The organism is Mycobacterium sp. E3251 (assembly GCF_001666835.1).
Taxonomy (GTDB): domain Bacteria; phylum Actinomycetota; class Actinomycetes; order Mycobacteriales; family Mycobacteriaceae; genus Mycobacterium.
The window spans coordinates 1-20,632 of record NZ_LZJF01000187.1 but is presented as its reverse complement, the minus strand read 5'-3'; the positions used below and the strand labels follow the sequence as shown (position 1 = coordinate 20,632).

23 protein-coding genes are annotated in these 20,632 nt (G+C 68.4%); 14 read left to right on the top strand and 9 right to left on the bottom strand.

What is annotated here, in order from left to right:
• On the bottom strand, positions 1 to 491 hold a 491-nt coding region (locus A5697_RS23105; RefSeq protein ID WP_156673419.1), incomplete at its 3' end, for an ArsA-related P-loop ATPase.
• The gene (locus A5697_RS23100) at positions 488 to 1,507 is read right to left on the bottom strand and encodes an ArsA family ATPase (RefSeq protein ID WP_067949014.1); all 1,020 of its coding nucleotides are present in this window, start codon (positions 1,505 to 1,507) and stop codon (positions 488 to 490) included. The genes A5697_RS23105 and A5697_RS23100, both read right to left, overlap by 4 nt.
• Positions 1,508 to 1,584: 77 nt before the next feature.
• Between A5697_RS23100 and A5697_RS27890 the strand changes: the two genes are divergently transcribed.
• The 3 genes from A5697_RS27890 to A5697_RS23090 are packed head-to-tail and all read left to right on the top strand — an operon-like array spanning position 1,585 to position 2,999.
• Positions 1,585 to 1,746 (top strand): DUF4177 domain-containing protein, encoded by a 162-nt coding sequence (locus A5697_RS27890; protein WP_007166633.1) that lies wholly within the window; start codon positions 1,585 to 1,587, stop codon positions 1,744 to 1,746.
• Complete coding sequence (locus A5697_RS23095; protein ID WP_068012160.1) at positions 1,747 to 2,211, top strand: RidA family protein; 465 nt, start codon at positions 1,747 to 1,749, stop codon at positions 2,209 to 2,211.
• Positions 2,208 to 2,999 carry an MBL fold metallo-hydrolase gene (locus tag A5697_RS23090; protein ID WP_068012159.1) on the top strand — a complete coding sequence of 264 codons (792 nt, stop codon included), beginning with the start codon at positions 2,208 to 2,210 and terminating at the stop codon, positions 2,997 to 2,999. The genes A5697_RS23095 and A5697_RS23090 overlap by 4 nt, the downstream gene beginning before the upstream one ends.
• Positions 3,000 to 3,078: 79 nt before the next feature.
• On the opposite strand, the gene crp is transcribed toward A5697_RS23090, so the two are convergent.
• Positions 3,079 to 3,753, bottom strand: coding sequence for a cAMP-activated global transcriptional regulator CRP (crp, locus tag A5697_RS23085; protein WP_044508824.1), 675 nt, complete (start codon positions 3,751 to 3,753; stop codon positions 3,079 to 3,081).
• Positions 3,754 to 3,851: 98 nt separating this feature from the next.
• Positions 3,852 to 4,247, bottom strand: a complete 396-nt coding sequence (locus A5697_RS23080) for a hypothetical protein (RefSeq protein ID WP_231972155.1) — start codon at positions 4,245 to 4,247, stop codon at positions 3,852 to 3,854.
• A gap of 173 nt (positions 4,248 to 4,420) precedes the next feature.
• Here A5697_RS23080 and nth point away from each other — a divergent pair, with 173 nt between their 5' ends.
• From nth to marP, 4 genes are read left to right on the top strand one after another with little or no spacing between them, the layout of a single operon-like run.
• Complete coding sequence (gene nth, locus A5697_RS23075) at positions 4,421 to 5,101, top strand: endonuclease III (protein WP_068012158.1); 681 nt, start codon at positions 4,421 to 4,423, stop codon at positions 5,099 to 5,101.
• Between the two features lie 12 nt (positions 5,102 to 5,113).
• The gene (locus tag A5697_RS23070) at positions 5,114 to 5,761 is read left to right on the top strand and encodes a TlpA disulfide reductase family protein (RefSeq protein WP_068012157.1); all 648 of its coding nucleotides are present in this window, start codon (positions 5,114 to 5,116) and stop codon (positions 5,759 to 5,761) included.
• Between the two features lie 29 nt (positions 5,762 to 5,790).
• On the top strand, positions 5,791 to 6,606 hold the full coding sequence (locus tag A5697_RS23065) for a CoA pyrophosphatase (protein ID WP_068012156.1): 816 nt from the start codon (positions 5,791 to 5,793) through the stop codon (positions 6,604 to 6,606).
• Positions 6,607 to 6,617: 11 nt separating this feature from the next.
• On the top strand, positions 6,618 to 7,811 hold the full coding sequence (gene marP / locus A5697_RS23060; protein WP_156673418.1) for an acid resistance serine protease MarP: 1,194 nt from the start codon (positions 6,618 to 6,620) through the stop codon (positions 7,809 to 7,811).
• Here the strand turns inward: marP and A5697_RS23055 are convergent.
• Positions 7,804 to 8,757 carry an alpha/beta fold hydrolase gene (locus A5697_RS23055; protein WP_068012155.1) on the bottom strand — a complete coding sequence of 318 codons (954 nt, stop codon included), beginning with the start codon at positions 8,755 to 8,757 and terminating at the stop codon, positions 7,804 to 7,806. The two genes, marP and A5697_RS23055, sit on opposite strands and share 8 nt — an antisense overlap.
• A complete protein-coding gene (locus A5697_RS23050) occupies positions 8,758 to 9,285 on the bottom strand; it encodes a phage holin family protein (RefSeq protein ID WP_067949030.1) in 528 nt (175 codons plus the stop codon).
• Positions 9,286 to 9,575: 290 nt separating this feature from the next.
• Between A5697_RS23050 and A5697_RS23045 the strand changes: the two genes are divergently transcribed.
• Complete coding sequence (locus tag A5697_RS23045; RefSeq protein WP_156673417.1) at positions 9,576 to 10,274, top strand: serine protease; 699 nt, start codon at positions 9,576 to 9,578, stop codon at positions 10,272 to 10,274.
• A 15-nt stretch (positions 10,275 to 10,289) separates the two neighbouring features.
• Here A5697_RS23045 and acs read toward each other — a convergent pair whose 3' ends face one another.
• Entirely contained in the window at positions 10,290 to 12,248 is a 1,959-nt protein-coding gene (gene acs / locus A5697_RS23040) for an acetate--CoA ligase (RefSeq protein ID WP_068012154.1), read from the bottom strand.
• A gap of 115 nt (positions 12,249 to 12,363) precedes the next feature.
• On the opposite strand from acs, the gene A5697_RS23035 reads away from it, so the two are divergent.
• Positions 12,364 to 12,906 carry a DUF4232 domain-containing protein gene (locus A5697_RS23035; protein ID WP_197501091.1) on the top strand — a complete coding sequence of 181 codons (543 nt, stop codon included), beginning with the start codon at positions 12,364 to 12,366 and terminating at the stop codon, positions 12,904 to 12,906.
• Positions 12,907 to 12,912: 6 nt separating this feature from the next.
• On the opposite strand, the gene A5697_RS23030 is transcribed toward A5697_RS23035, so the two are convergent.
• Positions 12,913 to 13,740, bottom strand: coding sequence for a hypothetical protein (locus A5697_RS23030; RefSeq protein ID WP_067949034.1), 828 nt, complete (start codon positions 13,738 to 13,740; stop codon positions 12,913 to 12,915).
• Between the two features lie 75 nt (positions 13,741 to 13,815).
• Here A5697_RS23030 and A5697_RS23025 point away from each other — a divergent pair, with 75 nt between their 5' ends.
• The 5 genes from A5697_RS23025 to A5697_RS23005 are packed head-to-tail and all read left to right on the top strand — an operon-like array spanning position 13,816 to position 19,627.
• Positions 13,816 to 15,447 (top strand): ABC transporter substrate-binding protein, encoded by a 1,632-nt coding sequence (locus A5697_RS23025; protein ID WP_068012153.1) that lies wholly within the window; start codon positions 13,816 to 13,818, stop codon positions 15,445 to 15,447.
• Positions 15,448 to 15,450: 3 nt separating this feature from the next.
• Positions 15,451 to 16,377 carry an ABC transporter permease gene (locus tag A5697_RS23020; RefSeq protein WP_067949038.1) on the top strand — a complete coding sequence of 309 codons (927 nt, stop codon included), beginning with the start codon at positions 15,451 to 15,453 and terminating at the stop codon, positions 16,375 to 16,377.
• Positions 16,370 to 17,233, top strand: a complete 864-nt coding sequence (locus tag A5697_RS23015) for an ABC transporter permease (RefSeq protein ID WP_067949040.1) — start codon at positions 16,370 to 16,372, stop codon at positions 17,231 to 17,233. Before A5697_RS23020 ends, A5697_RS23015 begins: the two co-directional genes overlap by 8 nt.
• Positions 17,230 to 18,846, top strand: a complete 1,617-nt coding sequence (locus tag A5697_RS23010; protein WP_068012161.1) for an ABC transporter ATP-binding protein — start codon at positions 17,230 to 17,232, stop codon at positions 18,844 to 18,846. The genes A5697_RS23015 and A5697_RS23010 overlap by 4 nt, the downstream gene beginning before the upstream one ends.
• Before the next feature lie 22 nt (positions 18,847 to 18,868).
• Positions 18,869 to 19,627 carry an oxidoreductase gene (locus A5697_RS23005; RefSeq protein WP_068012152.1) on the top strand — a complete coding sequence of 253 codons (759 nt, stop codon included), beginning with the start codon at positions 18,869 to 18,871 and terminating at the stop codon, positions 19,625 to 19,627.
• A 440-nt stretch (positions 19,628 to 20,067) separates the two neighbouring features.
• On the opposite strand, the gene A5697_RS23000 is transcribed toward A5697_RS23005, so the two are convergent.
• A partial coding sequence (locus A5697_RS23000) for an HAD family phosphatase (RefSeq protein WP_231972154.1) occupies positions 20,068 to 20,632 on the bottom strand: 565 nt, incomplete at its 5' end.

Here is a 20,632-nt window from a genome sequence, read left to right as displayed (position 1 = left end):
AAGTCCAGCGCGTTGCGCGACGGCGGGGTGTCCACCACCACCAGGTCCCAACGATCCTCGGCCAGTAGCTGGCCCAGCTTCTCCATCGCCATGTATTCCTGCGTGCCGGCCAGCGAGCTGGCGACCGTCTGATAGAACTGGTTGTCCAGAATCGCTTGCGCCCGGCCGTTTCCGGAGTACTGGACCACCATTTCGTCGAACGTGCGGCGCATGTCGAGCATCATCGCGTGCAACTCGCCGCGAACCTCAGGCGCCAGGGGCACCCGCTGCGGGGTGTTGCCGAGGTCGTTCACCCCCAGTGCCTGGGCCAGCCGCTTGGCCGGATCGATCGTCAAAACGCATACGTTGCGGCCATATTCGGCCGCGCGCAACGCCATCGCGGCCGCGGTGGTGGTCTTGCCCACCCCGCCGGCGCCGCAGCACACCACCACCCGGTTGGTCGTGTCGGCCAAGATCGAGGCCATATCAAGCCTATTCGGCGTGGTACTCATCGAACCCCCTGCTGTGCAAGCGATTCCGAAAGCTCATAGAGGCTTCCGAGGTCGACGCCATCGGAGATCGCCGGCAATTCCAGCCGGGGCACCTGCAGCGCGTCCAGTTGCTGGGCGATCTCGGCCCGCGCGGCGATCACCGTCGCATGCTCGATGGTCTCGGTCAGCAGTCCGGCGAACTCGGTGTCGTTCAGCTTGATCCCCGCCATTTCCAGCCCGGCCCGCACCGAGTCCGCGTCGACGTGCCCCTCCGCGGCCTTGGCCAGGTCGGCGGGCTGCAGATACGACGCGATGTTGCGATTCACGATCACGCTGCCGATCGGCAGCTCCATCTCGGCGAGCTCCTCGATGGCTTCCAGGGTTTCCTGCACCGGCAACGCCTCCAGCAGGGTGACCAGGTGAATGGCCGTCTGCTCGGAGTGCAGCAGCTTCACCACGCCTTCGCTCTGCGAGTGCACCGGGCCGCCCTTGGCCAGATCCGACACGGCCTTGGTGACGTCGAGGAAGCGGGCGATCCGCCCCGTCGGGGGTGCGTCGACGACTACCGCGTCGTAGACGGGCAGCCGGTTCTTGTCGACCCGCACCACCGATTCCTTGATCTTTCCGGTGAGCAGCACGTCGCGCAGGCCCGGCGCGATCGTCGTGGCGAACTCGATGGCCCCGATGCGCCGCATCGCCCGCCCGGCGATGCCGAGGTTGTAGAACATGTCCAGGTATTCCAGGAACGCGGCCTCGATGTCGATGGCCAGCGCGTTGACCTGACCGCCGCGTTCGGCGGTCGCGATCTTGACCTCCTGGTAGGGCAGCGGCGGGACGTCGAAGAGTTGCGCAATGCCTTGGCGCCCTTCGACTTCCACGAGAAGGACCTTGCGTCCGCCGGCTGCCAGGGTCAGTGCCAGTGCGGCCGCTATCGTCGACTTGCCCGTACCGCCTTTGCCGGTGACGAAATGCAGGCGGGCCTTGGAGAGCCGCGCCGGCCAGCCGACGGCGCTACCGCCGCTCGATGTGTTTGCCACCTTCGCATGCTAGCCCGACCGGCGTCCGGCCCCCGGGCAGGCCGGAGCCGTTCACATCCGACCGATAAGCTCGCGCCATGAGCCAACCGACCGCATGGGAATACGTCACCGTCCCGCTGCTCACCCACGCCACCAAACAGATTCTCGACCAGTGGGGTGCCGACGGCTGGGAGTTGGTGTCCGTACTGCCCGGGCCAACCGGTGAGCAACACGTCGCGTATTTGAAGCGTCCCAAGTAGATGACTGCCTCCACCCGGCTCGCGGAACTCGGGGTCGCGCTTCCCGAGGTGGTGGCGCCGCTGGCCGCCTATGTCCCCGCGGTGCGGACCGGCAACCTGGTGTACACCGCGGGTCAGCTGCCGCTGCAGGCGGGACAGCTGGCCGGAACCGGCAAGGTGGGTGCGCAGGTCAGCCCGGAAGAAGGCAAGGCGATGGCGCGGATCTGCGCGCTCAACGCCCTCGCGGCCGTCGATTCGCTGGTGGGCATCGACGCGGTGACCCGGGTGGTCAAGGTCGTCGGCTTCGTCGCCTCCGCGCCGGGGTTCAACGGCCAGCCCAGCGTCGTCAACGGCGCTTCGGAACTGCTCGCCGAGGTGTTCGGCGAGGACGGCGCACACGCGCGGTCGGCCGTCGGCGTTTCCGAACTGCCCCTGGATGCGCCGGTCGAAGTGGAGCTGATCGTGGAGGTCGGCTCGCGACCGTGACCGACGCGCCCGAGTCGCCGAGTCATCCCGCATACGGCACGCTGCGGGCGGTGACCGAGACTGCCTCGGTTCTGTTGGCCGACAACCCCGGGTTGCTGACGCTCGAGGGCACCAACACCTGGGTGTTGCGCGGCAAGGGCAGCGACGAGTTGGTCGTGGTGGATCCCGGGCCCGACGACGACGAACACATCGCCCGGGTCGCCGAGTTGGGCCGTATCACGCTCGTGCTCATCAGTCACCGGCACGGCGATCACACCGACGGCATCGACAAGCTGGTCGAGCGGACCGGCGCGACGGTGCGGTCGGCGGGCAGCGGGTTCCTGCGCGGCCTCGGCGGTCACCTCACCGATGGTGAGGTCATCGACGCGGCCGGCCTCAAGATCAGAGTGATGGCCACGCCGGGCCACACCGCCGACTCGTTCTCGTTCGTGCTCGAGGACGCCGTCCTTACCGCCGACAGCGTGCTGGGCCGTGGCACCGCCGTCATCGACTCCGAAGACGGCAGCCTGGCCGACTACCTGGAATCGTTGCGGCGCTTACGTGGTTTGGGGCGACGTACGGTGCTGCCCGGCCACGGGCCCGACCTGCCCGACCTGGAGGCCGTCGCGTCCGGCTATCTGGTGCACCGGCACGAACGGCTGGAACAGGTGCGCGCGGCGTTGCGGCACATCGGCGACGACGCCACCGCGCGCCAAGTCGTCGAACACGTCTATGTGGACGTCGACGAGAAACTCTGGGACGCGGCCGAATGGTCCGTTCAGGCGCAGCTGGACTATTTGCGGCGCTGAACTCGCGCCGAAATCCACGCTAGCGCGGAAAAGTTCGAGTGAACGCGTCGATAACGTCGATCCGACGCAATTCGCGCGCTTACCTCGCTCGGCGGGCGAGCCTTTCGGAGTCCGAAATCAGCACACTCTTGCCTTCCAGACGGATCCAGCCGCGGTGGGCGAAATCGGCCAGCGCCTTGTTCACCGTCTCCCGGGACGCCCCCACCAGCTGGGCGATCTCCTCCTGGGTCAGGTCGTGGGTGACGCGCATGGCGCCACCCTCCTGGGTGCCGAACCGCTGGGCGAGCTGCAGCAGCTGCTTGGCCACCCGGCCCGGCACGTCGGTGAAGATGAGGTCGGCCAGATTGTTGTTGGTGCGGCGCAGCCGCCGGGCGAGCACCCGCAGCAGCTGCTCGGCGATCTCGGGACGGTCGGCGATCCACGCCCGCAGCGCGTCGCGGTCCATCGACACGGCCCGCACCTCGGTGATCGTGGTCGCGCTGGAAGTCCTTGGGCCGGGGTCGAAAATAGACAACTCGCCGAACATGTCCGACGGGCCCATGATCGTCAGCAGGTTCTCCCGGCCATCGGGCGAGCGACGGCCGATCTTGACCTTCCCCGAGACGATGATGTACAGCCGATCACCCGGCTCGCCTTCGGCGAAGACCGTGTGCCCACGGGGAAAGTCGACGGGTTGCAGCTGCTTGGTCAGCGCGGCGACCGCGCCGGGCTCAACCCCTTGGAAGATTCCTGCCCTTGCCAGGATCTCGTCCACGTTGCCTCTTCAGCTTTCCAATGATTTGTGTACGGGCAGGTTAATCCCTTGCTCGCGTGATGAGTCTAGCGGTAGGACATTTTGTCCAACGTGCAACGCTACACACGATTGACGTGTCGAGTGGCCTTAAACTGCGGATTGATGTGCGAATGCGCCTGTATTCGCGTCGGCAATGTCAGCTCGGCATGGTCAATGAAGCTGGCGGCGAACGACGGCGCCGCATGCCGCGGCCCGGCCGTCAGCCCGGCCAGCGCCGCCTCGGCAACTTCCCGGGCCTCGCGCCGGTGCAGAAATTCCAGCGCCTCCGGCATTCCCTCACGGGCCAGGGTGCGCACGTCGACAATCTCGGCGTGCTCGAAAAGCTCGGTGACAGCGAGCATGGTGACGTCCTCACGGGCGAGCCCCCGTTCGAGCCGCCCCAGGCCGAGCGCCGCCAACATCAGCAACGCCGGAACGCAGGCCACCAGCAACCACGACACAAGGAGAGTAAACAGGCACTTCAATCAACACGAGGTCTCGGCGAGATCACGAAATCAGTACTCTGTCGTAGGTGACAGCGGCAAAGTCGTCCGGACGCTCGAAGTCCACGTCGGTCCCATCGGGCGGTGTCGACGCGCGGCGCTGGTCTGAGGAGACGCGGGCCGGCTTGGTGCGGCGGGCCCGCAGGATGAATCGGGCGCTGGCGCAGGCGTTTCCGGACGCGCACTGCGAGCTGGACTTCACCACGCCGCTCGAGCTGACCGTCGCCACGATCCTTTCGGCGCAGAGCACGGACAAGCGGGTGAACCTGACGACGCCGGCCTTGTTCAAGCGGTACCCCACGGCGCTGGACTACGCGCAGGCGGACCGTGACGAGCTGGAAAACCTGATCCGTCCAACGGGGTTCTTCCGCAACAAGGCGACCTCACTCATCGGCCTCGGGCAGGCGCTGGTCGAACGGTTCGACGGCGAGGTGCCTGCCACGATGGAGGAACTGGTCACGCTGCCCGGAGTCGGCCGCAAGACCGCCAACGTCATCCTGGGCAACGCCTTTGGCGTCCCCGGTATCACGGTCGACACCCATTTCGCGCGGCTGCTGCTCAGGTGGCGCTGGACCAGCGACAAGGACCCGGTGAAGATCGAGCGCGCGGCCGGTGAACTGATCGAACGCAGCGAGTGGACCATGTTGAGCCACCGCGTGATCTTCCACGGCCGCCGGGTGTGCCACGCGCGCAAGCCGGCCTGCGGTGTGTGCGTGGTGGCCAAGGACTGCCCCTCCTTCGGCCTCGGCCCCACCGAACCGCTGCTCGCCGCGCCCCTGGTGCGGGGGCCGGAAACCGAGCACTTGCTGGCGCTGGCCGGCCTGTAGGCGCCCACCACCTTGACGCGGACCACGCGCTCGACCATCGCGATCCTCGCGGTGGTGGCGGCGCTGGCGGCGGGCCTGGTCGCCCAGCTGCGCGACGAGTCGGGGCCGGCCCCGAAGCCCGGCACGGCCGTCAGCCCGCCCGACCGCGAACACCGCGACGCCGACACGCCTGCCGCGCTGGCGGGTCCGCGGCAGCGGGCCAATCTGGCGCCCTGTCCGGCCGCCGTCGACGGCCCCGGCCCCCCTGCGCTGCGCGGTGTCACGGCCGAGTGCGCCGCCGACGGTTCGGCTATCGACGTCGCCCGCGCGCTGGCGGGGCGGCGGGTGGTCCTCAACTTATGGGCGTATTGGTGCGCGCCGTGTGCGGCCGAACTGCCCGCGATGGCCGAGTATCAACGGCGAGCCGGGTCCGACGTGATGGTGGTGACGGTGCATCAGGACGAGAACGAGACGGCCGCGTTGCTGCGGCTCGCCGAACTGGGCGTTCGGCTGCCGACCCTGCAGGACGGTCGCCGGCGGGTCGCGGCGGCCCTGGGTGTGGTAAACGTGATGCCCGCGACGGTGGTTCTGCGCCCGGACGGTAGCGTTGCCCAGATGCTGCCGCGGGCCTTCGACAGCGCCGACGAGATCGCGGCCGCGGTCGGAAATGACAAGGGATAAGCCGAAAATTGGACCGACTGGAGCGCCCCGTGAACGTCGGGGGTACGCCCCCGCCCGCGGGAGGTGGTCACCCCACCCGTGCGCGCGGGACGCTTGAGCTGAGCCCCGACGCCTCCCCGTCGTGGCTGCGCCCCCTGGTCGACAACGTCGAGCGGATGCCGGACGCGTACCGGCGCCGGCTGCCGGCCGACGTGCTGGCGATGATCACCGGCAAGGCGGTGTCGGCGTTGCGCGGCAGCGGGCGCGAAGCCGCTGTCTTGGTCCTGTTCTCGGGCCCGGAGTCCGCGCCGGCCGACGGCCGCGGCCCCGACGACGCCGACCTCCTGGTCACCGTGCGGGCCTCGACCTTGCGCCACCACGCCGGCCAGGCGGCGTTTCCCGGCGGCGCCTCCGATCCCACCGATGACGGTCCGGTGGCCACCGCCTTGCGCGAAGCTCAGGAGGAAACCGGGATCGACGTGTCGCGGTTGCATCCCCTGGTCACGATGGAGCGCACGTTCATTGCGCCGTCGCGGTTCCACGTCGTCCCGGTGCTGGCCTACTCGCCGGATCCCGGTCCGGTGGCCGTCGTCAACGAGGCCGAAACAGCGATCGTGGCGCGAGTTCCGTTGCGCGCCTTCATCAACCCGGCCAACCGGCTGATGGTCTACCGGGGCGACCTCGGCCGCCGGTGGGCCGGACCGGCGTTTCTGCTGAACGAGATGCTGGTCTGGGGATTCACTGGCCAGGTGATCTGTGCGATGCTCGACGTCGCCGGCTGGGCCCAGCCCTGGGACACCACCGACGTCCGCGAATTGGACGCGGCGATGGCGCTGGTCGGCGAGCAGGGCGGTCCCCCCCGATGAACATGAACTCGATGACCCCGTCACAGTGGCTTGACGTGGCCGTGCTTTCGGTCGCCTTCATCGCGGCCGTATCGGGCTGGCGTTCCGGCGCGGTGGGGTCGCTGTTCTCGTTCGTGGGTGTGTTGCTCGGCGCGATCGCGGGCGTGCTGCTGGCGCCCCACCTCGTCAGCCACATCGCCGCGCCCCGCGCGAAGCTGTTCGCCGCCCTCTTTTTGATCCTGGCACTGGTCGTCGTCGGCGAGGTCGCGGGCGTGGTGCTGGGGCGGGCGGTTCGCGGCGCGATCCGCAGCCGCACCATCCGGACGGTCGACTCGTTCATCGGGGTGGGCGTGCAGCTCGTGGTGGTGTTGACCGCGGCGTGGTTGTTGGCGACGCCGCTCACCCAGTCCAAGGACCAGCCCGAGCTGGCCGCCGCGGTGCGCGGCTCGCGAGTGCTGGCCCAGGTCAACGAGGTTGCCCCGCCGTGGCTGAAGACGGTGCCCAAGCGGTTGTCGGCCCTGCTGAACACCTCCGGCCTGCCCGCGGTGCTGGAGCCGTTCAGCCGGACTCCGGTGATTCCGGTCGCCTCGCCCGACCCCGCGCTGGCCAACAATCCGGTGGTGCAGGCCACCGCACCCAGCGTCGTCAAGGTGCGCAGCCTGGCGCCGAGCTGCCAGAAAGTGTTGGAGGGCAGCGGGTTTGTGATCGCACCCGACCGGGTGATGACCAATGCGCACGTGGTGGCCGGTTCCAACAGCGTGCAGATCTACGCGAGCGGCAGTCCCCTGGACGCCACCGTGGTGTCTTACGATCCGTCGGTCGACATCGCCATCCTCGCCGTCCCCAACCTGCCGCCGAAGCCGTTGGCCTTCGCTTCGGGCGAGGCGAAAACGGGCACAAGCGTTGTGGTGCTGGGATACCCGGGGGGTGGTAACTTCACCGCGACCCCGGCGCGCATCCGCGAGGTCATCAAACTCAGCGGCCCCGACATCTACCGCGACCCCGCGCCGGTCACCCGCGACGTCTACACCATCAGAGCCAATGTGGAGCAAGGTAATTCGGGGGGGCCGTTGATCGACCTGAACGGCCAGGTGCTCGGTGTGGTGTTCGGCGCCGCGGTCGACGATCCCGACACCGGCTTCGTTTTGACGGCCGACGAGGTGAATGGTCAGCTCGCCAAGATCGGCGACACCCAGCAGGTGACCACGGGGGCCTGCGTCAGCTGACCACGTAGTCGATGAATTTCATCAAGTGTCGGTTGATTTCCTCGGGCACCTCTTCGTGGCTGAAATGCCCTGCGCCATCGATGGATACGTAACGTCCCTGCGGGGCGTAACGCTGCGTCCGGTTGACCGGGTCGGCCAGGACGTAGGGATCGGAGTCGCCGCGCAGGTGTAGCAGCGGCACGCTGAGCTGCCGACACATCGATTTCATGAAGCGGCGGCCTTCGTCGCGCAGCTGACTACGCACCGCCCAGCGCTGGTATTCCAGTGCGCAGTGCGCCGCCGACGGAATCTGGATGGCCATCCGCAGGTAACCGATGGATTCCGAAAAGTCCTCGGAGGCAAGCCACTTGGGGCAGCTGCGGCTGCGGACCACGCGTTCGATCTCCGCGGCGTTGTCGCGGGTCAGCAGCCGCTCCGGCCAAATCGGCACTTGATAGCGCAGCAACGTCGGCAACAGTGCATACCCCTGGTCGCGCCGGGTCAGCGTCGACCGGCGCAGCGCCGCCGGGTGCGGCGAGCTGATCAGCGCGATGGCCGACACCAATCGCGCGTGCAGCAGCGCGGTGGCCCAGCAGGCCAGGCCGCCGTCGGCGTGGCCGACCAGCGTCGCCGACGAATGTCCCAGCGCCCGAATGAGGCCGGCGGTGTCGCCGGCCAGCGTCCAGCCGTCGTAGCCGCGGGGCGGCTTATCGCTGCCGCCGTAACCGCGCAGGTCGACCGCGACCACCCGCGCCCCGGTCAGTCCCCGCAATTGATGACGCCACGACCACCAAAACGAACCGAAACCGTGCAGCAGCATCACCAGCGGCCGGGCAGTGGGTGGTGCGGTCGTGTCCGCGCCGGTGGGTAGGGCCTCGACGACGTGGAACCGGATGCCGTTGGCGTGCACGTCCAAATGGCGCCACGGCCCGTCGATGCGGGTTACCGACGGATCCGGCGGGGCCATTTACCAGCCCGATGGATCGGTTTCGGGCTTTTCGTGCCTGCCGCGCTCGGCGAGCTGCTTGGGGGCGCCCTGCGCCTTGTCGTGGCCCGGGGTGAGCGCGGTGCGTGTCTCCTTGACCGATTCGATCGTCTCCCGCGGTCCCCGGATCCGGCGCACCTTGAGGAAGCCCAGCAGGGCCAGTAGCGCCCCGACCACTACCTGGACCCCGAACACGATCAGGAACGCCACCCAGCGCCACAGCCAGGTGTCGAGCAGTTCGGCGACGAAGAAGAAGAAAAAGAACGTGGAGTAGAACAGCACCACCAGCGCGGCGATGAAGAAGACGCTGCCGGTCAATCCCTTTTTGACGTCCCGGGTGATCTCCGCGCGGGCCAGTTCGACCTCGGCGCGCACCAGCGTGGAGACCTGCGTGGTCGCGTCCTTGATCAGGTCACCGATCGACGGCTCGGCCGGCCGGGCGTGCGGATCGGTCAGGGGGATCGTGGTCAGGGTGCTGGGCACACCGTTCTTGCCATCGGGTTTGCTCACAGACGGTCCCCTCTTTCGTCACTGCCCGGCGCTGTCGTCGCGGTTCATGTTGCCATGCGGCGCCATGCCAGACGAGGCCAGCCGAAGGCGGCGGGCGGCCCGGCGCCTGTCGGAGGTTGACCGGCGGCGTCGCGAGGGCGTTCAACCAGATGCCCAGGCGCACGGTTTCCAAACTTCTACGGTGTCAGCGGGCCGGAGTTCCGGCGGCCGCGCTGGGCACGGTCAACGGGCCACCGGCCGACTAGACTGATCAGGCCGGTCCGGATTCCGGCCTGTCGATGGGAGTTTCTGTGCAGACGGCGCACCGGTACTTCGTGGCGGCCATGGCGGCAGTGCTCCTGGCCCTGTTGGGCTGCCCCGCTCGCGCCGCGGCCGCCGATGTCAGGATCCCGATGGGCGGCGGCGCCGGCATCGTCATCAACGGGGACACCATGTGCACCCTGACGACCATCGGGGGAGATGCCGCCGGTGAGTTGATCGGTTTCACCTCCGCGCACTGCGGCGGTCCGGGCGCGCAGGTCGCCGCCGAGGGCGCCGAGAACGCCGGCGTCCTGGGCACCATGGTGGCCGGCAACGACAACCTCGACTACGCCGTCATCAAGTTCGATCCCGCCAAGGTGACGCCGACCGCCAACTACAACGGCTTCGCGATCAATGGCCTCGGCCCGGACCCGGCCTTCGGTGAGATCGCCTGCAAGCAGGGCCGGACCACCGGAAACTCGTGCGGCGTCACCTGGGGGCCCGGTCAGGACCCGGGCACCATCGTCATGCAGGTCTGCGGCCAGCCGGGGGACTCCGGGGCGCCGGTGACCGTGAACAACCTGCTGGTCGGCATGATCCACGGGGCGTTCAGTGACAACCTGCCGACCTGCGTCATCAAGTACATTCCGCTGCACACGCCGGCGGTGGTCCAGTCGTTCAACGCGGTCCTGGCCGACATCAACGCCAAGCACCGGCCCGGTGCCGGGTTCACACCGCTACCGGCCTGAGCCGGCCTGAGGTGGCTACTTCGCGGCCTGGATCGCGTCGAAGACGCTGGCGTCGAGCAGCGTCGACGTGTCACCCAGCTCGCGGTTTTCGGCGATGTCGCGCAGGAGCCTGCGCATGATCTTGCCGCTGCGGGTCTTGGGCAGCTCCGGCACCACGTGAATCTCACGTGGCTTGGCGATGGGCGAGATCTCCCGGGCCACCTCGGCGCGCAGCTCGTCGACGACCCCGTCGTGCACCTCGTACTCGGCGCACAAGACGACGAACGCGCAGACGGCTTGGCCCGTGGTCTCGTCGGTCTTCGCGACGACCGCGGCCTCGGCCACCCCGTAGTGGCCGACCAGCGCCGACTCCAGTTCGGCACTCGAGAGCCGATGCCCGGAAACGTTCATCACGTCGTCGATGCGGCCCACCACCCAGATGGCGCCGTCGCGGTCGTAATAGGCGCTGTCGCCCGCGAAGTACCAGCCCTGCTCGGCGAACCTGGACCAGTAGGTCTCGACGTATCGCTCGGGGTCACCCCAGATGCCGCGGAGCATGGACGGCCAGGGTTGATCCAGGACCAGGTAGCCGGTGACGTGTTCGCCCTTGTGGATGCCCGGCACCAGCTCGTCGCCGTGGTCGTCGACGATCTTCGCCGAGATGCCCGGCAGCGGCCGCATCGCCGAGCCCGGTTTGGCCGCGGCCACCCCGGGCAGCGGGGAGATCATCGCCGCGCCCGTTTCGGTCTGCCACCAGGTGTCCACGATCGGAAGGCGCTCGGCGCCGATCACCTTGCGGTACCAGCGCCACGCCTCGGGGTTGATCGGCTCGCCCACCGTGCCCAGTAGCCGCAGACTGGACAGGTCATGGGCGTCGGGGATCTCGCGACCCCACTTCATGAAGGTCCGGATGAGCGTGGGTGCGGTGTAATAGATTGTCACGCCGTACTTTTCGATGATCTCGAAATGGCGGTGCTGGGTGGGTGAGTCGGGTGTGCCCTCGTAGAGAACCTCGGTGGCGCCATTGGAAAGCGGGCCGTAGACGCCGTAGGTGTGCCCGGTGACCCAGCCGATGTCGGCGGTGCACCAGAACACGTCGGTCTCGGGCTTGAGATCGAAGACGTAGTAGTGCGTGTAGGAGCTCTGGGCCAGGTAGCCGCCGCTGGTGTGCACGATGCCCTTGGGCTTTCCGGTGGTGCCGGAGGTGTACAGCAGGAACAGCGGCTGCTCGGCATCGAAGGGCTCCGGCGTGTGATCGGGCGAAGCGGCGTCGACGACGTCGTGCCACCACAGGTCACGATCGTCGTTCCACGACACGTCAATCCCGGTGCGCCGCACCACCAGAACGCGCTCGACGGGACTGTCGCCGTCCTCGCCCGACGCAACCGCCTCGTCGGCCGCGTCCTTCAGCGGTGCCGGCTTGCCGCGGCGGAACTGCCCGTCGCTGGTGATCAGCAATTTGGCCTGCGCATCGGCGATCCGGGCCCGCAGCGCCTTCGCGGTGAAGCCGGCGAACACCACGCTGTGCATGACCCCGAGCCGGGCGCAGGCCAGCATCGCGATCACCGCCTCCGGAATCAACGGCATGTAGATCGCGACGCGATCACCGGCGACCAGGCCCAGGCCGGTCAGCGCGTTGGCCGCCTTGCACACCTCTGCCTGCAGGTCGGCGTAGGTCAGGCTGCGGCTGTCGCCGGGCTCGCCCTCCCAGTGGATGGCGACGCGGTCGCCGTAGCCGGCCTCCACGTGGCGGTCCACGCAGTTGTAGGCGACGTTGAGCTTGCCGTCGGCGAACCACTTGGCGAAGGGCGCCTGCGACCAGTCGAGCACCTCGGTGAACGGCGTCGACCAGGAGAGCCGGTTGGCCTGCTTGGCCCAGAAGGCCAGCCGGTCCTCGTCGGCCTCGCGGTACAGTTCCTCGCCCGCGTTGGCCTGTTCGGCGAACGCCGGTGGCGGGGGATACGACGACGGGCCTACGGCGTCTGTGGCGGTCACTGGCTTCCTCCTAGTGTCGAGGCTCGTCAATCGTCAGAGAGCCTAGCCCCACAAGGTGAAAAGCGAAGGTGCAAATGACGGTCAAAGCCGGGCCCTGTAGCGGATAATCACCGGTGTGCCCGGTCACGGGCGGCGCAACCGCCGACTAGCCCCCAGCTTCACCGCGGCCGCAACGGGTTACGCGGCCACCGCCATGCTGGGGTCGCCGGCGTGGGCGATGCCGACCGACACCGCCGACGCGCCCACCCCATGCTGGTCGGATCAGATCGCCGTCGCCGCTTCGCCGACGCAGGCCGCGGTCGGCCACCGCGCGGCGACACTGGTGTTCAGCCTCGCCGGGGGTGCGGAGCCCTGCACGCTGACCGGGTATCCCGGGGTCGACTCGGGTGGGGGCGGGCCGCTCATCCATGCCCAGCCCACACCGCGCGGCTACATGGGAGGCCTGCCGGGCGGCGCCGAGGTGCCGCCCACCGTCATCCTGTCGCTGTCCACCCAGGCGCAGGCCGTCGTCGAGGGCATCGCCGTCGACGCCAACGGCGAGCCCTGCCCCACCTATACCGACCTGCTGGTCAATCCGCCGGACACCACCGTGGTGCTGACCGTGCCGGTCACCATCGACGCTTGCGCGTTGCAGGTGCACCCGGTGACGCCCGTTTGAGCGACGTCACGACTCGGCTTGCACCAAGCAGTAGACCCGCGGCGGCGTGGGGTACGCGTTGGCCTTTGTCCCCGGCGGACACTGCGTTTCGTCGGCGCTGCCGTCGATGCGCTTGTCGACCCTTAGTTTTGCGTAGCGCGCTTCACCGCAATCGGCCGGTGTCAACGTCGTCGTCTCACGCTGGCCGGTCCTCAGGTAGCAGAGCCCTTGTTTGAGGTTGGGGACAAAACACAGCGTGTGGGATTCGTTGGTGAGGCGCGAGTAGACAGAGTCGCCGCGCTTGTTGTCGGGGCACGTCGCCGTCGGCCCGCCTATGGCGGCGAGCTCATAGGTCGCCACGGGATCACCGCAGTCGGTCGGTTGGTTGAGCGAACCCATTTGGACCTCGAATTCGGTGAAGCACTGACCGATTTCGGGCATCGCGGCTCTGGCCGATGGGGTTGGCTGGGCGGTCGTGGGCGAGCCACGATCGTCGCGCGACACGGCGCGCGCAACGTGGACGAGGACGTTCAGCCCGCCCAACGTCAGCAGCACGATACCGATGGTGATCAGCGCGGTGGCCGACTTGCTCGCCGGCCGCGGTGGCTGTACCGCGGGCGGGTAACCGGGATAGGGCGGTGGAGCGGGATACGGGCCCGGATACCCGATGGCCGGTGGCGGCGGCGGATACGGGTAGCCGGGGTGGTGCGGCGGCGGGGACTGTCGACGCCTGCGCGAGCGCTCTAGAAGGCCAATGATCAGACAGACCAAGCCGACTGCGGGAAGGCCGAACGCGAAGATCAATCGGCCGGCTAGCTCAGCCGATTCGTCCGAGGCCAGATACGCGACGGTCACGACGGGATTCTAGGTTGACGAACCCGGCGCGGGCACTTCACCGACCGCCCGCGGCAGGCCCTAGGGTCGGGTGTCATGCGTCGCATGCGGGTCCTTTCCGCCGGGATGGCGGCCGCCGTGCTGCTGGCGGCCGCGTCCCTGACGGGGTGCGGCGGCGGGGCGCTGACCCCTGAGTCGGTGGTGGTGAACGGCGGTGAACCGCCGAACCCGCTGATTCCGACCGGCACGAACGACAGCCTCGGCGGGCGGATCCTGGATCGGCTGTTCGCCGGTTTGGTGTCCTACGACGCCGCAGGCAAGCCGTCGCCGGAGGTGGCGCAGTCGGTCGAGACGACCGACAACATCAACTACCGGATCATCCTCAAGCCCGGCTGGAAGTTCACCGACGGCTCACCGGTGACGGCCCATTCGTTCGTCGACGCGTGGAACTACGGGGCGCTAAGTACCAATGCCCAACTGCAACAGAGCTTTTTCAGCCCGATCGTCGGGTACGACGACGTCGCCGGACTGACGGCAGGCGGAAAGCCCGCCCGGACCACCATGTCCGGGCTGCAAGTGGTCAACGATCTCGAGTTCGACGTGCGGCTCAAGGCGCCGACCGTCGACTTCACGCTACGGCTGGGACACAATGCGTTCTACCCGTTACCGGCCAAGGCTTTTCGGGACATGGCCGCGTTCGGCCGCAACCCGGTCGGCAACGGCCCGTACGAGTTGGCGAACGGTCCCGACGGGCCGGCCTGGGAACACAACGTCAAGATCGACTTGAAACCCAACCCCGACTACCACGGCAATCGCAAACCCCACAACAAAGGCCTCAGGTTCGAGTTCTACGCCAACCTGGACACCGCCTACGCCGACCTGCTGTCCGGCAATCTCGATGTGTTGGACACGATTCCGTCCAGCGCGCTGACGATCTACCAGCGTGACCTCGGTGGCCAGGCCGCAAGCGGGCCCGTCGCGGTCAGCCAATCGCTCGACACGCCATTGCGGTTGCCGCACTTCGGCGGCGAAGAAGGCCGACTGCGCCGCCTGGCGCTGTCGGCGGCCATCAACCGGCCGCAGATCTGCCAGCAGATCTTCAACGGCACCCGCAGCCCGGCCCGCGATTTCACCGCCAGCTCATTGCCCGGCTTCGATCGGAACATCCCGGGCAATACCGCATTGGACTTCAATCCCGAACGGGCACGCCAACTTTGGGCGCAAGCCAACGCGATCTCGGCCTGGAGCGGGCGGTACTCCATCGCATACAACGCCGACAGCGGCCATCAAGAGTGGGTGGACGCGGTCGCCAACAGCATCAAGAACGTGCTGGGCATCGACGCCGTCGGCGCGCCGCATCCCACCTTCGCGGGTTTCCGCACCCAGATCACCAACCGCACCATCGATACCGCGTTCCGCGCGGGCTGGATCGGTGACTACCCTTCGATGATCGAATTCCTGGCCCCGCTGTACGCCACCGGAGCGGGATCCAACGACGTCGGATACTCCAACCGGGAATTCGACGCCGGCCTGGCCGCCGCCGAGGCCGCACCAAACCTGCAGCAAGCAGATGTACTGGTCAACGAGGCTCAACGAATCCTGTTGCACGACATGCCCGCCGTGCCGCTGTGGTACTACATCGCGGTGGTCGGATGGTCGCCACAGGTCGGTAGCGTCAAGCTCACCTGGAACGGTCTGCCCGACTACGAGAACATCGTTAAGGCTTGACCGATGGGTTGGTACATCGCGCGCCGCATCGCCATCATGGTGCCCGTCTTCCTCGGCGCCACGCTGCTGATCTACGGCATGGTCTTCCTGTTGCCCGGTGACCCGGTGGCCGCGATCGCCGGGGACCGCCCGCTCACCCCCGAGGTCGCCGCGCAATTGCGGGCCCGCTACCACCTCGATGATCCGTTCCTCGTGCAGTACCTGCGCTACCTCGGCGGCGTGCTGCACGGCGACTTGGGCCGGTCCTACTCCGGGCTGCCGGTGAGTGACGTTCTCGCACATGCCTTTCCAGTGACGGTGCGGCTGGCGCTGATAGCCCTGGCCGTCGAGGCGGTGCTGGGCATCGGGTTCGGCGTGATCGCCGGACTGCGCACGGGGGGAGTCTTCGATTCCACCGTCCTGATCGCCGGACTCGTCATCATCGCGATCCCCATCTTCGTCCTGGGGTTCCTGGCCCAGTTCGTTTTCGGGGTGAGGTTGGGGATCGCGCCGGTCACCGTGGGGGAGCGGTCGACGTTTGGGCGTCTGCTGCTACCGGGCATCGTGCTGGGCTCGGTGTCGTTCGCCTACGTGGTGCGGCTGACCCGATCCGCGGTGGCCGCGAACGCGCACGCCGACTATGTCCGCACGGCCACCGCCAAGGGGTTGTCCCGGCCCCGCGTGGTGACGGTGCACATTCTGCGGAATTCGCTGATCCCGGTGGTCACGTTCCTGGGTGCCGACCTGGGCGCGCTGATGGGTGGAGCCATTGTGACGGAAGGCATCTTCAACATCCACGGCGTCGGCGGTGTGCTGTATCAGGCCGTCACCCGACAGGAGGCGCCGACCGTGGTGTCGATAGTGACGGTGCTGGTGCTGATTTACCTGATCACCAATCTGGCCGTGGACCTGCTGTACGCCGTCCTGGATCCCAGGATCCGGTATGGCTGAGCGATCGGGCTTTTGGCGCGACACGTGGCGCGGGCTGCGCGGCCGCCCGAAGTTCGTCGTCGCCGGCCTGCTGATCCTGCTCATCATTGCGGTCGCGATGTTTCCGGCCTTGTTCACCGGCGCCGACCCCACCTACGCCGACCCCGGGCAGAGCCTCCTCCCGCCTTCGCGCGCGCACTGGTTCGGCACCGACCTGCAGGGCCACGACGTCTACGCCCGCACCGTCTACGGCGCGCGGGCGTCGGTCACCGTCGGCTTGGGCGCCGCCCTGGTCGTGTTCGTCGTCGGCGGGGCGCTCGGCGCCCTGGCCGGCTTCTACGGCGGCTGGATCGACGCGGTGGTATCCCGCATCAGCGACGTGTTCTTCGGACTGCCGCTGCTGCTGGCCGCCATCGTGCTCATGCAGGTCATGCACCACCGCACGGTATGGACCGTGATCGCCATCCTCGCCTTGTTCGGCTGGCCGCAGGTGGCCCGTATCGCGCGCGGATCGGTGCTCGCGGTGCGCACCAGTGACTACGTGCTCGCGGCGAAAGCGTTGGGGCTGAGTCGCTTTCAGATCTTGCTGCGTCATGCGGTGCCCAACGCCCTTGGCCCGGTCATCGCGATGGCCACCATCGCCCTGGGAGTTTTCATCGTCACCGAGGCCACGCTGTCCTACCTGGGCGTCGGACTGCCCACGTCGGTGGTGTCCTGGGGCGGCGACATCAACCTCGACCAGACGCGGCTGCGGGCGGGCTCGCCCATCCTGTTCTATCCCGCCGGTGCGCTGGCGGCCACGGTGCTGGCCTTCATGATGATGGGCGACGCGCTGCGCGACGCCCTCGACCCGGCGTCTCGAGCGTGGCGGCCATGAACGACATGCCGCTGCTGTCCGTCGAGGGCCTCAAAGTCAGTTTCGGTGATCACGCCGCCGTCCGCGGCGTCGACCTCACCGTCTTGCCCGGCCACACGGTCGCGGTGGTGGGCGAATCGGGATCGGGGAAATCCACCACGGCGGCGGCGATCCTCGGGCTACTTCCTCCCGGCGGCCGAATCACCGCCGGGCGCATCGTCTTCGACGGATCCGACATCGCCAGGGCCGACCGCCGGACGTTGCGCTCCATCCGGGGCCGCGAGATCGGCTACATACCCCAAGACCCGATGACCAACCTCAACCCGGTTTGGAAGGTCGGCTTCCAGGTGTCGGAAGCGTTGCGGGCCAACACCTCCGACCGGCAGACGCGGCGGCGTGCCGTGGAGCTGCTCGCGCAGGCGGGCATGCCGGACCCGGCGAAACAAGCGGGCCGCTATCCCCACCAGCTGTCCGGCGGCATGTGTCAACGGGCCCTGATCGCGATCGGGTTGGCGGGGCGGCCGAGGCTGCTGATCGCCGACGAGCCGACGTCCGCGCTGGATGTCACCGTCCAGCGCCAGGTGCTCGACCACCTGCAGGGGCTCACCGCGGAACTCGGCACCGCGCTGCTGTTGATCACCCACGACCTGGCACTGGCCGCCGAACGCGCCGAGTCCGTCGTCGTGATGCGCGAGGGCGTCGTGGTGGAATCCGGTGCGGCGCAGTCGATCTTGCGGGACCCGCAGCACGAGTACACCCGGCGGCTGGTGGCCGCGGCGCCGTCGCTGACGGTCAAAATCCCGGCCCGGCCCCGCCCGGCGGATCGTGGGCCGTCCGACGACATCCTGGTCGCCTCTGAGCTGACCAAGGTCTACCGCGAGTCGCGCGGCGCGCCGTGGCGGCGAGCGGAATTCCGCGCCGTAGACGGGGTTTCGTTCCGGCTGCGGCGGGCGAGCACGCTGGCGATCGCCGGGGAGTCGGGTTCGGGCAAGTCCACCCTGGCGCAGATGGTGCTCGGCCTCCTGCCGGCGAGCTCGGGCACGGTCGTCTTCGACGGCATCCGCATCGACGACGCGCTGAGCCGGGACCAGCAATTGGCCTTCCGGCGGCGGGTGCAGCCGGTCTTCCAAAACCCTTACAGCAGCCTGGATCCCATGCACACGGTTTTTCGCGCCATCGAGGAACCGCTGCGCATACACCGGCTCGGCGACCGCGGGCAGCGCGAGCGAGCGGTGCGCGAACTCGTCGACCAGGTCGCGCTGCCGTCATCGGTTTTGGGCCGGCTGCCCCGTGAGCTGTCGGGTGGCCAACGGCAGCGGGTCGCGATCGCCCGGGCGCTGGCGCTGCGGCCCGAGGTGCTGGTCTGCGACGAGGCGGTCTCCGCGCTCGACGTCTTGGTGCAGGCGCAGATCCTGGATCTGCTGGCCGAGCTGCAGACCGAGCTGGGCCTCACTTACCTGTTCATCAGCCACGACCTGGCGGTGATCCGGCAGATCGCCGACGACGTCCTGGTGATGCGCGCCGGTCGGGTGGTGGAGCAGGCCCCCACCGACGAGCTGTTCACCCGGGCCCGGCACGAATACACCCGCCGGCTGCTGGAGGCCATCCCGCACGCACCGACATCCGATCGTTGAAGCCGGGATAGGTTGGCAACCTGTGACGGCTGATCCACTGGCTCCGTTGATGGAGTTGCCGGGCGTGGCCGAGGCCAGCGACCGGGCCCGGGACGCGCTCGGCCGCGCCCATCGGCACCGGGCCAACCTGCGCGGATGGCCGGTGACCGCCGCCGAAGCGGCGTTGCGGGCGGCCCGCGCCTCGTCGGTGCTCGACGGTGGTCCGGTCCGGTTGGAAGACCTCGCGGACGCCGGGACCGTCAGTGATCCGGTGTTCGGCGGGGCGCTGCGGGTGGCGCAGGCGCTCGAAGGCGGCGAGGGCCCGCTGGTCGGGATTTGGCGGCGGGCGCCGCTGCAGGCGCTGGCCCGCTTGCACGTGCTGGCGGCGGCCGACCAGGTCGACGAGGACCGGCTGGGCCGGCCTCGCGCCGATGCCGGCGTCGGGCCGCGACTGGAGTTGCTGGCGGATTTGGTGAGCGGCGGTACCCAGGCGCCGGCGCCGGTGGTCGCCGCGGTCGCGCACGGCGAACTGCTGACGTTGCGGCCGTTCGGCAGCGCCGATGGCGTGGTCGCTCGCGCGGTGTCCCGGTTGGTGACCATCGCCAGCGGGTTGGATCCACACGGATTGGGTGTGCCCGAGGTCAGTTGGATGCGCCAGCCGGCCGACTATCGCGACGCCGCGCAAGGCTTCGCCGATGGCACGCCGGCCGGGGTGGGGGCCTGGCTGCTGCTCTGTTGCCGGGCGATGCGGGCCGGCGCGCAGGAGGCTTTGAGCATCGCCGATTCGCTGTCGAGTCGGTAGCTGAATCGGTCGCCGGCGGCCGCAGAAAGCGCTGCCGGACAATGCAAAGCGGGCGACGTCCCGAAGTATTCGGTCCGCCGCCCGCTAGCACGGAACTCGGTTACCATGCGTGCATTTCGGGGCTGCGTGGGTTGGCCTCGGCGATCTTGCGACGCTTCGGTTGCAACCCCACCCAAAGGGCCGTCGACACCATCCACATTTCGCAATTACGCAGGCCCGCAACACTTCTGCCATTATCGCGGCTATGACTCCGCGTGGGTGCCGAGCACCGTGCTGGGCGCCCGGGTCGGGAGATCGAACCTTCTCTTCCGGATCGACCTAGGCCTCACCGGGCTTCCGTGGTTCCTTTGTACTACTAGACCCTTAACGCAGCAAGGCCCAATTTTGCAAAACTTGCGAAGCTGCGCCGAAATGTGTTTGCTGTCGGCGCCCTGGTGGGACTAGAACGCGAAGCGGCGCAACAGCGAATAGGTGACCGCGCCGGCGGCCAGCGCGCTCACGCCCACCGCCGCGGTCGTTGCGATCGCCGCACCCGACGGCGCCGGGATGCGGTCGCGTAGCGACACCGGTCGCGAGAACGACAGCACGGGCCAACCGCGTTCGACGGCCTCCCGGCGCAGTCCGCGGTCGGGATTCACCACGCTGGGGTGGCCGACGGATTCGAGCATCGGCAGGTCGGTGATCGAGTCGGAGTACGCGTAGCAATGCTCCAGCGGGTAGCCCTCGCGGGCGGCCAGCTCGCGGATCGCTTGCACCTTGCCCTCGCCGTAGCAGTAGAACGCTATCTCGCCGGTGTACCGCCCGTCCTCGACGACCATGCGGGTCGCCATCGCGTGGGTGGCGCCGAGCGCCCGTGCGATCGGAGCCACGATTTCCTCGCCGGAGGCGGAGACCACCACCACGTCGCGGCCGCACAATTTGTGGGCGGCGATCAGGTCAAGTCGATCGTCAACGAAACGCTGCACGACATCGTGACGCCGCTGGTGTTCGCCGAAGCCGCGGACC

Bases quoted from the DNA above. Each gene is read 5' to 3' on its own strand.
- A5697_RS27890 (WP_007166633.1), top strand. From the start codon at position 1,585: ATGAGCCAACCGACCGCATGGGAATACGTCACCGTCCCGCTGCTCACC.
- A5697_RS23095 (WP_068012160.1), top strand. From the start codon at position 1,747: ATGACTGCCTCCACCCGGCTCGCGGAACTCGGGGTCGCGCTTCCCGAG.
- nth (WP_068012158.1), top strand. From the start codon at position 4,421: ATGAATCGGGCGCTGGCGCAGGCGTTTCCGGACGCGCACTGCGAGCTG.
- marP (WP_156673418.1), top strand. From the start codon at position 6,618: ATGACCCCGTCACAGTGGCTTGACGTGGCCGTGCTTTCGGTCGCCTTC.
- A5697_RS23055 (WP_068012155.1), bottom strand. From the start codon at position 8,757: ATGGCCCCGCCGGATCCGTCGGTAACCCGCATCGACGGGCCGTGGCGC.
- A5697_RS23025 (WP_068012153.1), top strand. From the start codon at position 13,816: ATGCGTCGCATGCGGGTCCTTTCCGCCGGGATGGCGGCCGCCGTGCTG.
- A5697_RS23020 (WP_067949038.1), top strand. From the start codon at position 15,451: ATGGGTTGGTACATCGCGCGCCGCATCGCCATCATGGTGCCCGTCTTC.
- A5697_RS23015 (WP_067949040.1), top strand. From the start codon at position 16,370: ATGGCTGAGCGATCGGGCTTTTGGCGCGACACGTGGCGCGGGCTGCGC.
- A5697_RS23010 (WP_068012161.1), top strand. From the start codon at position 17,230: ATGAACGACATGCCGCTGCTGTCCGTCGAGGGCCTCAAAGTCAGTTTC.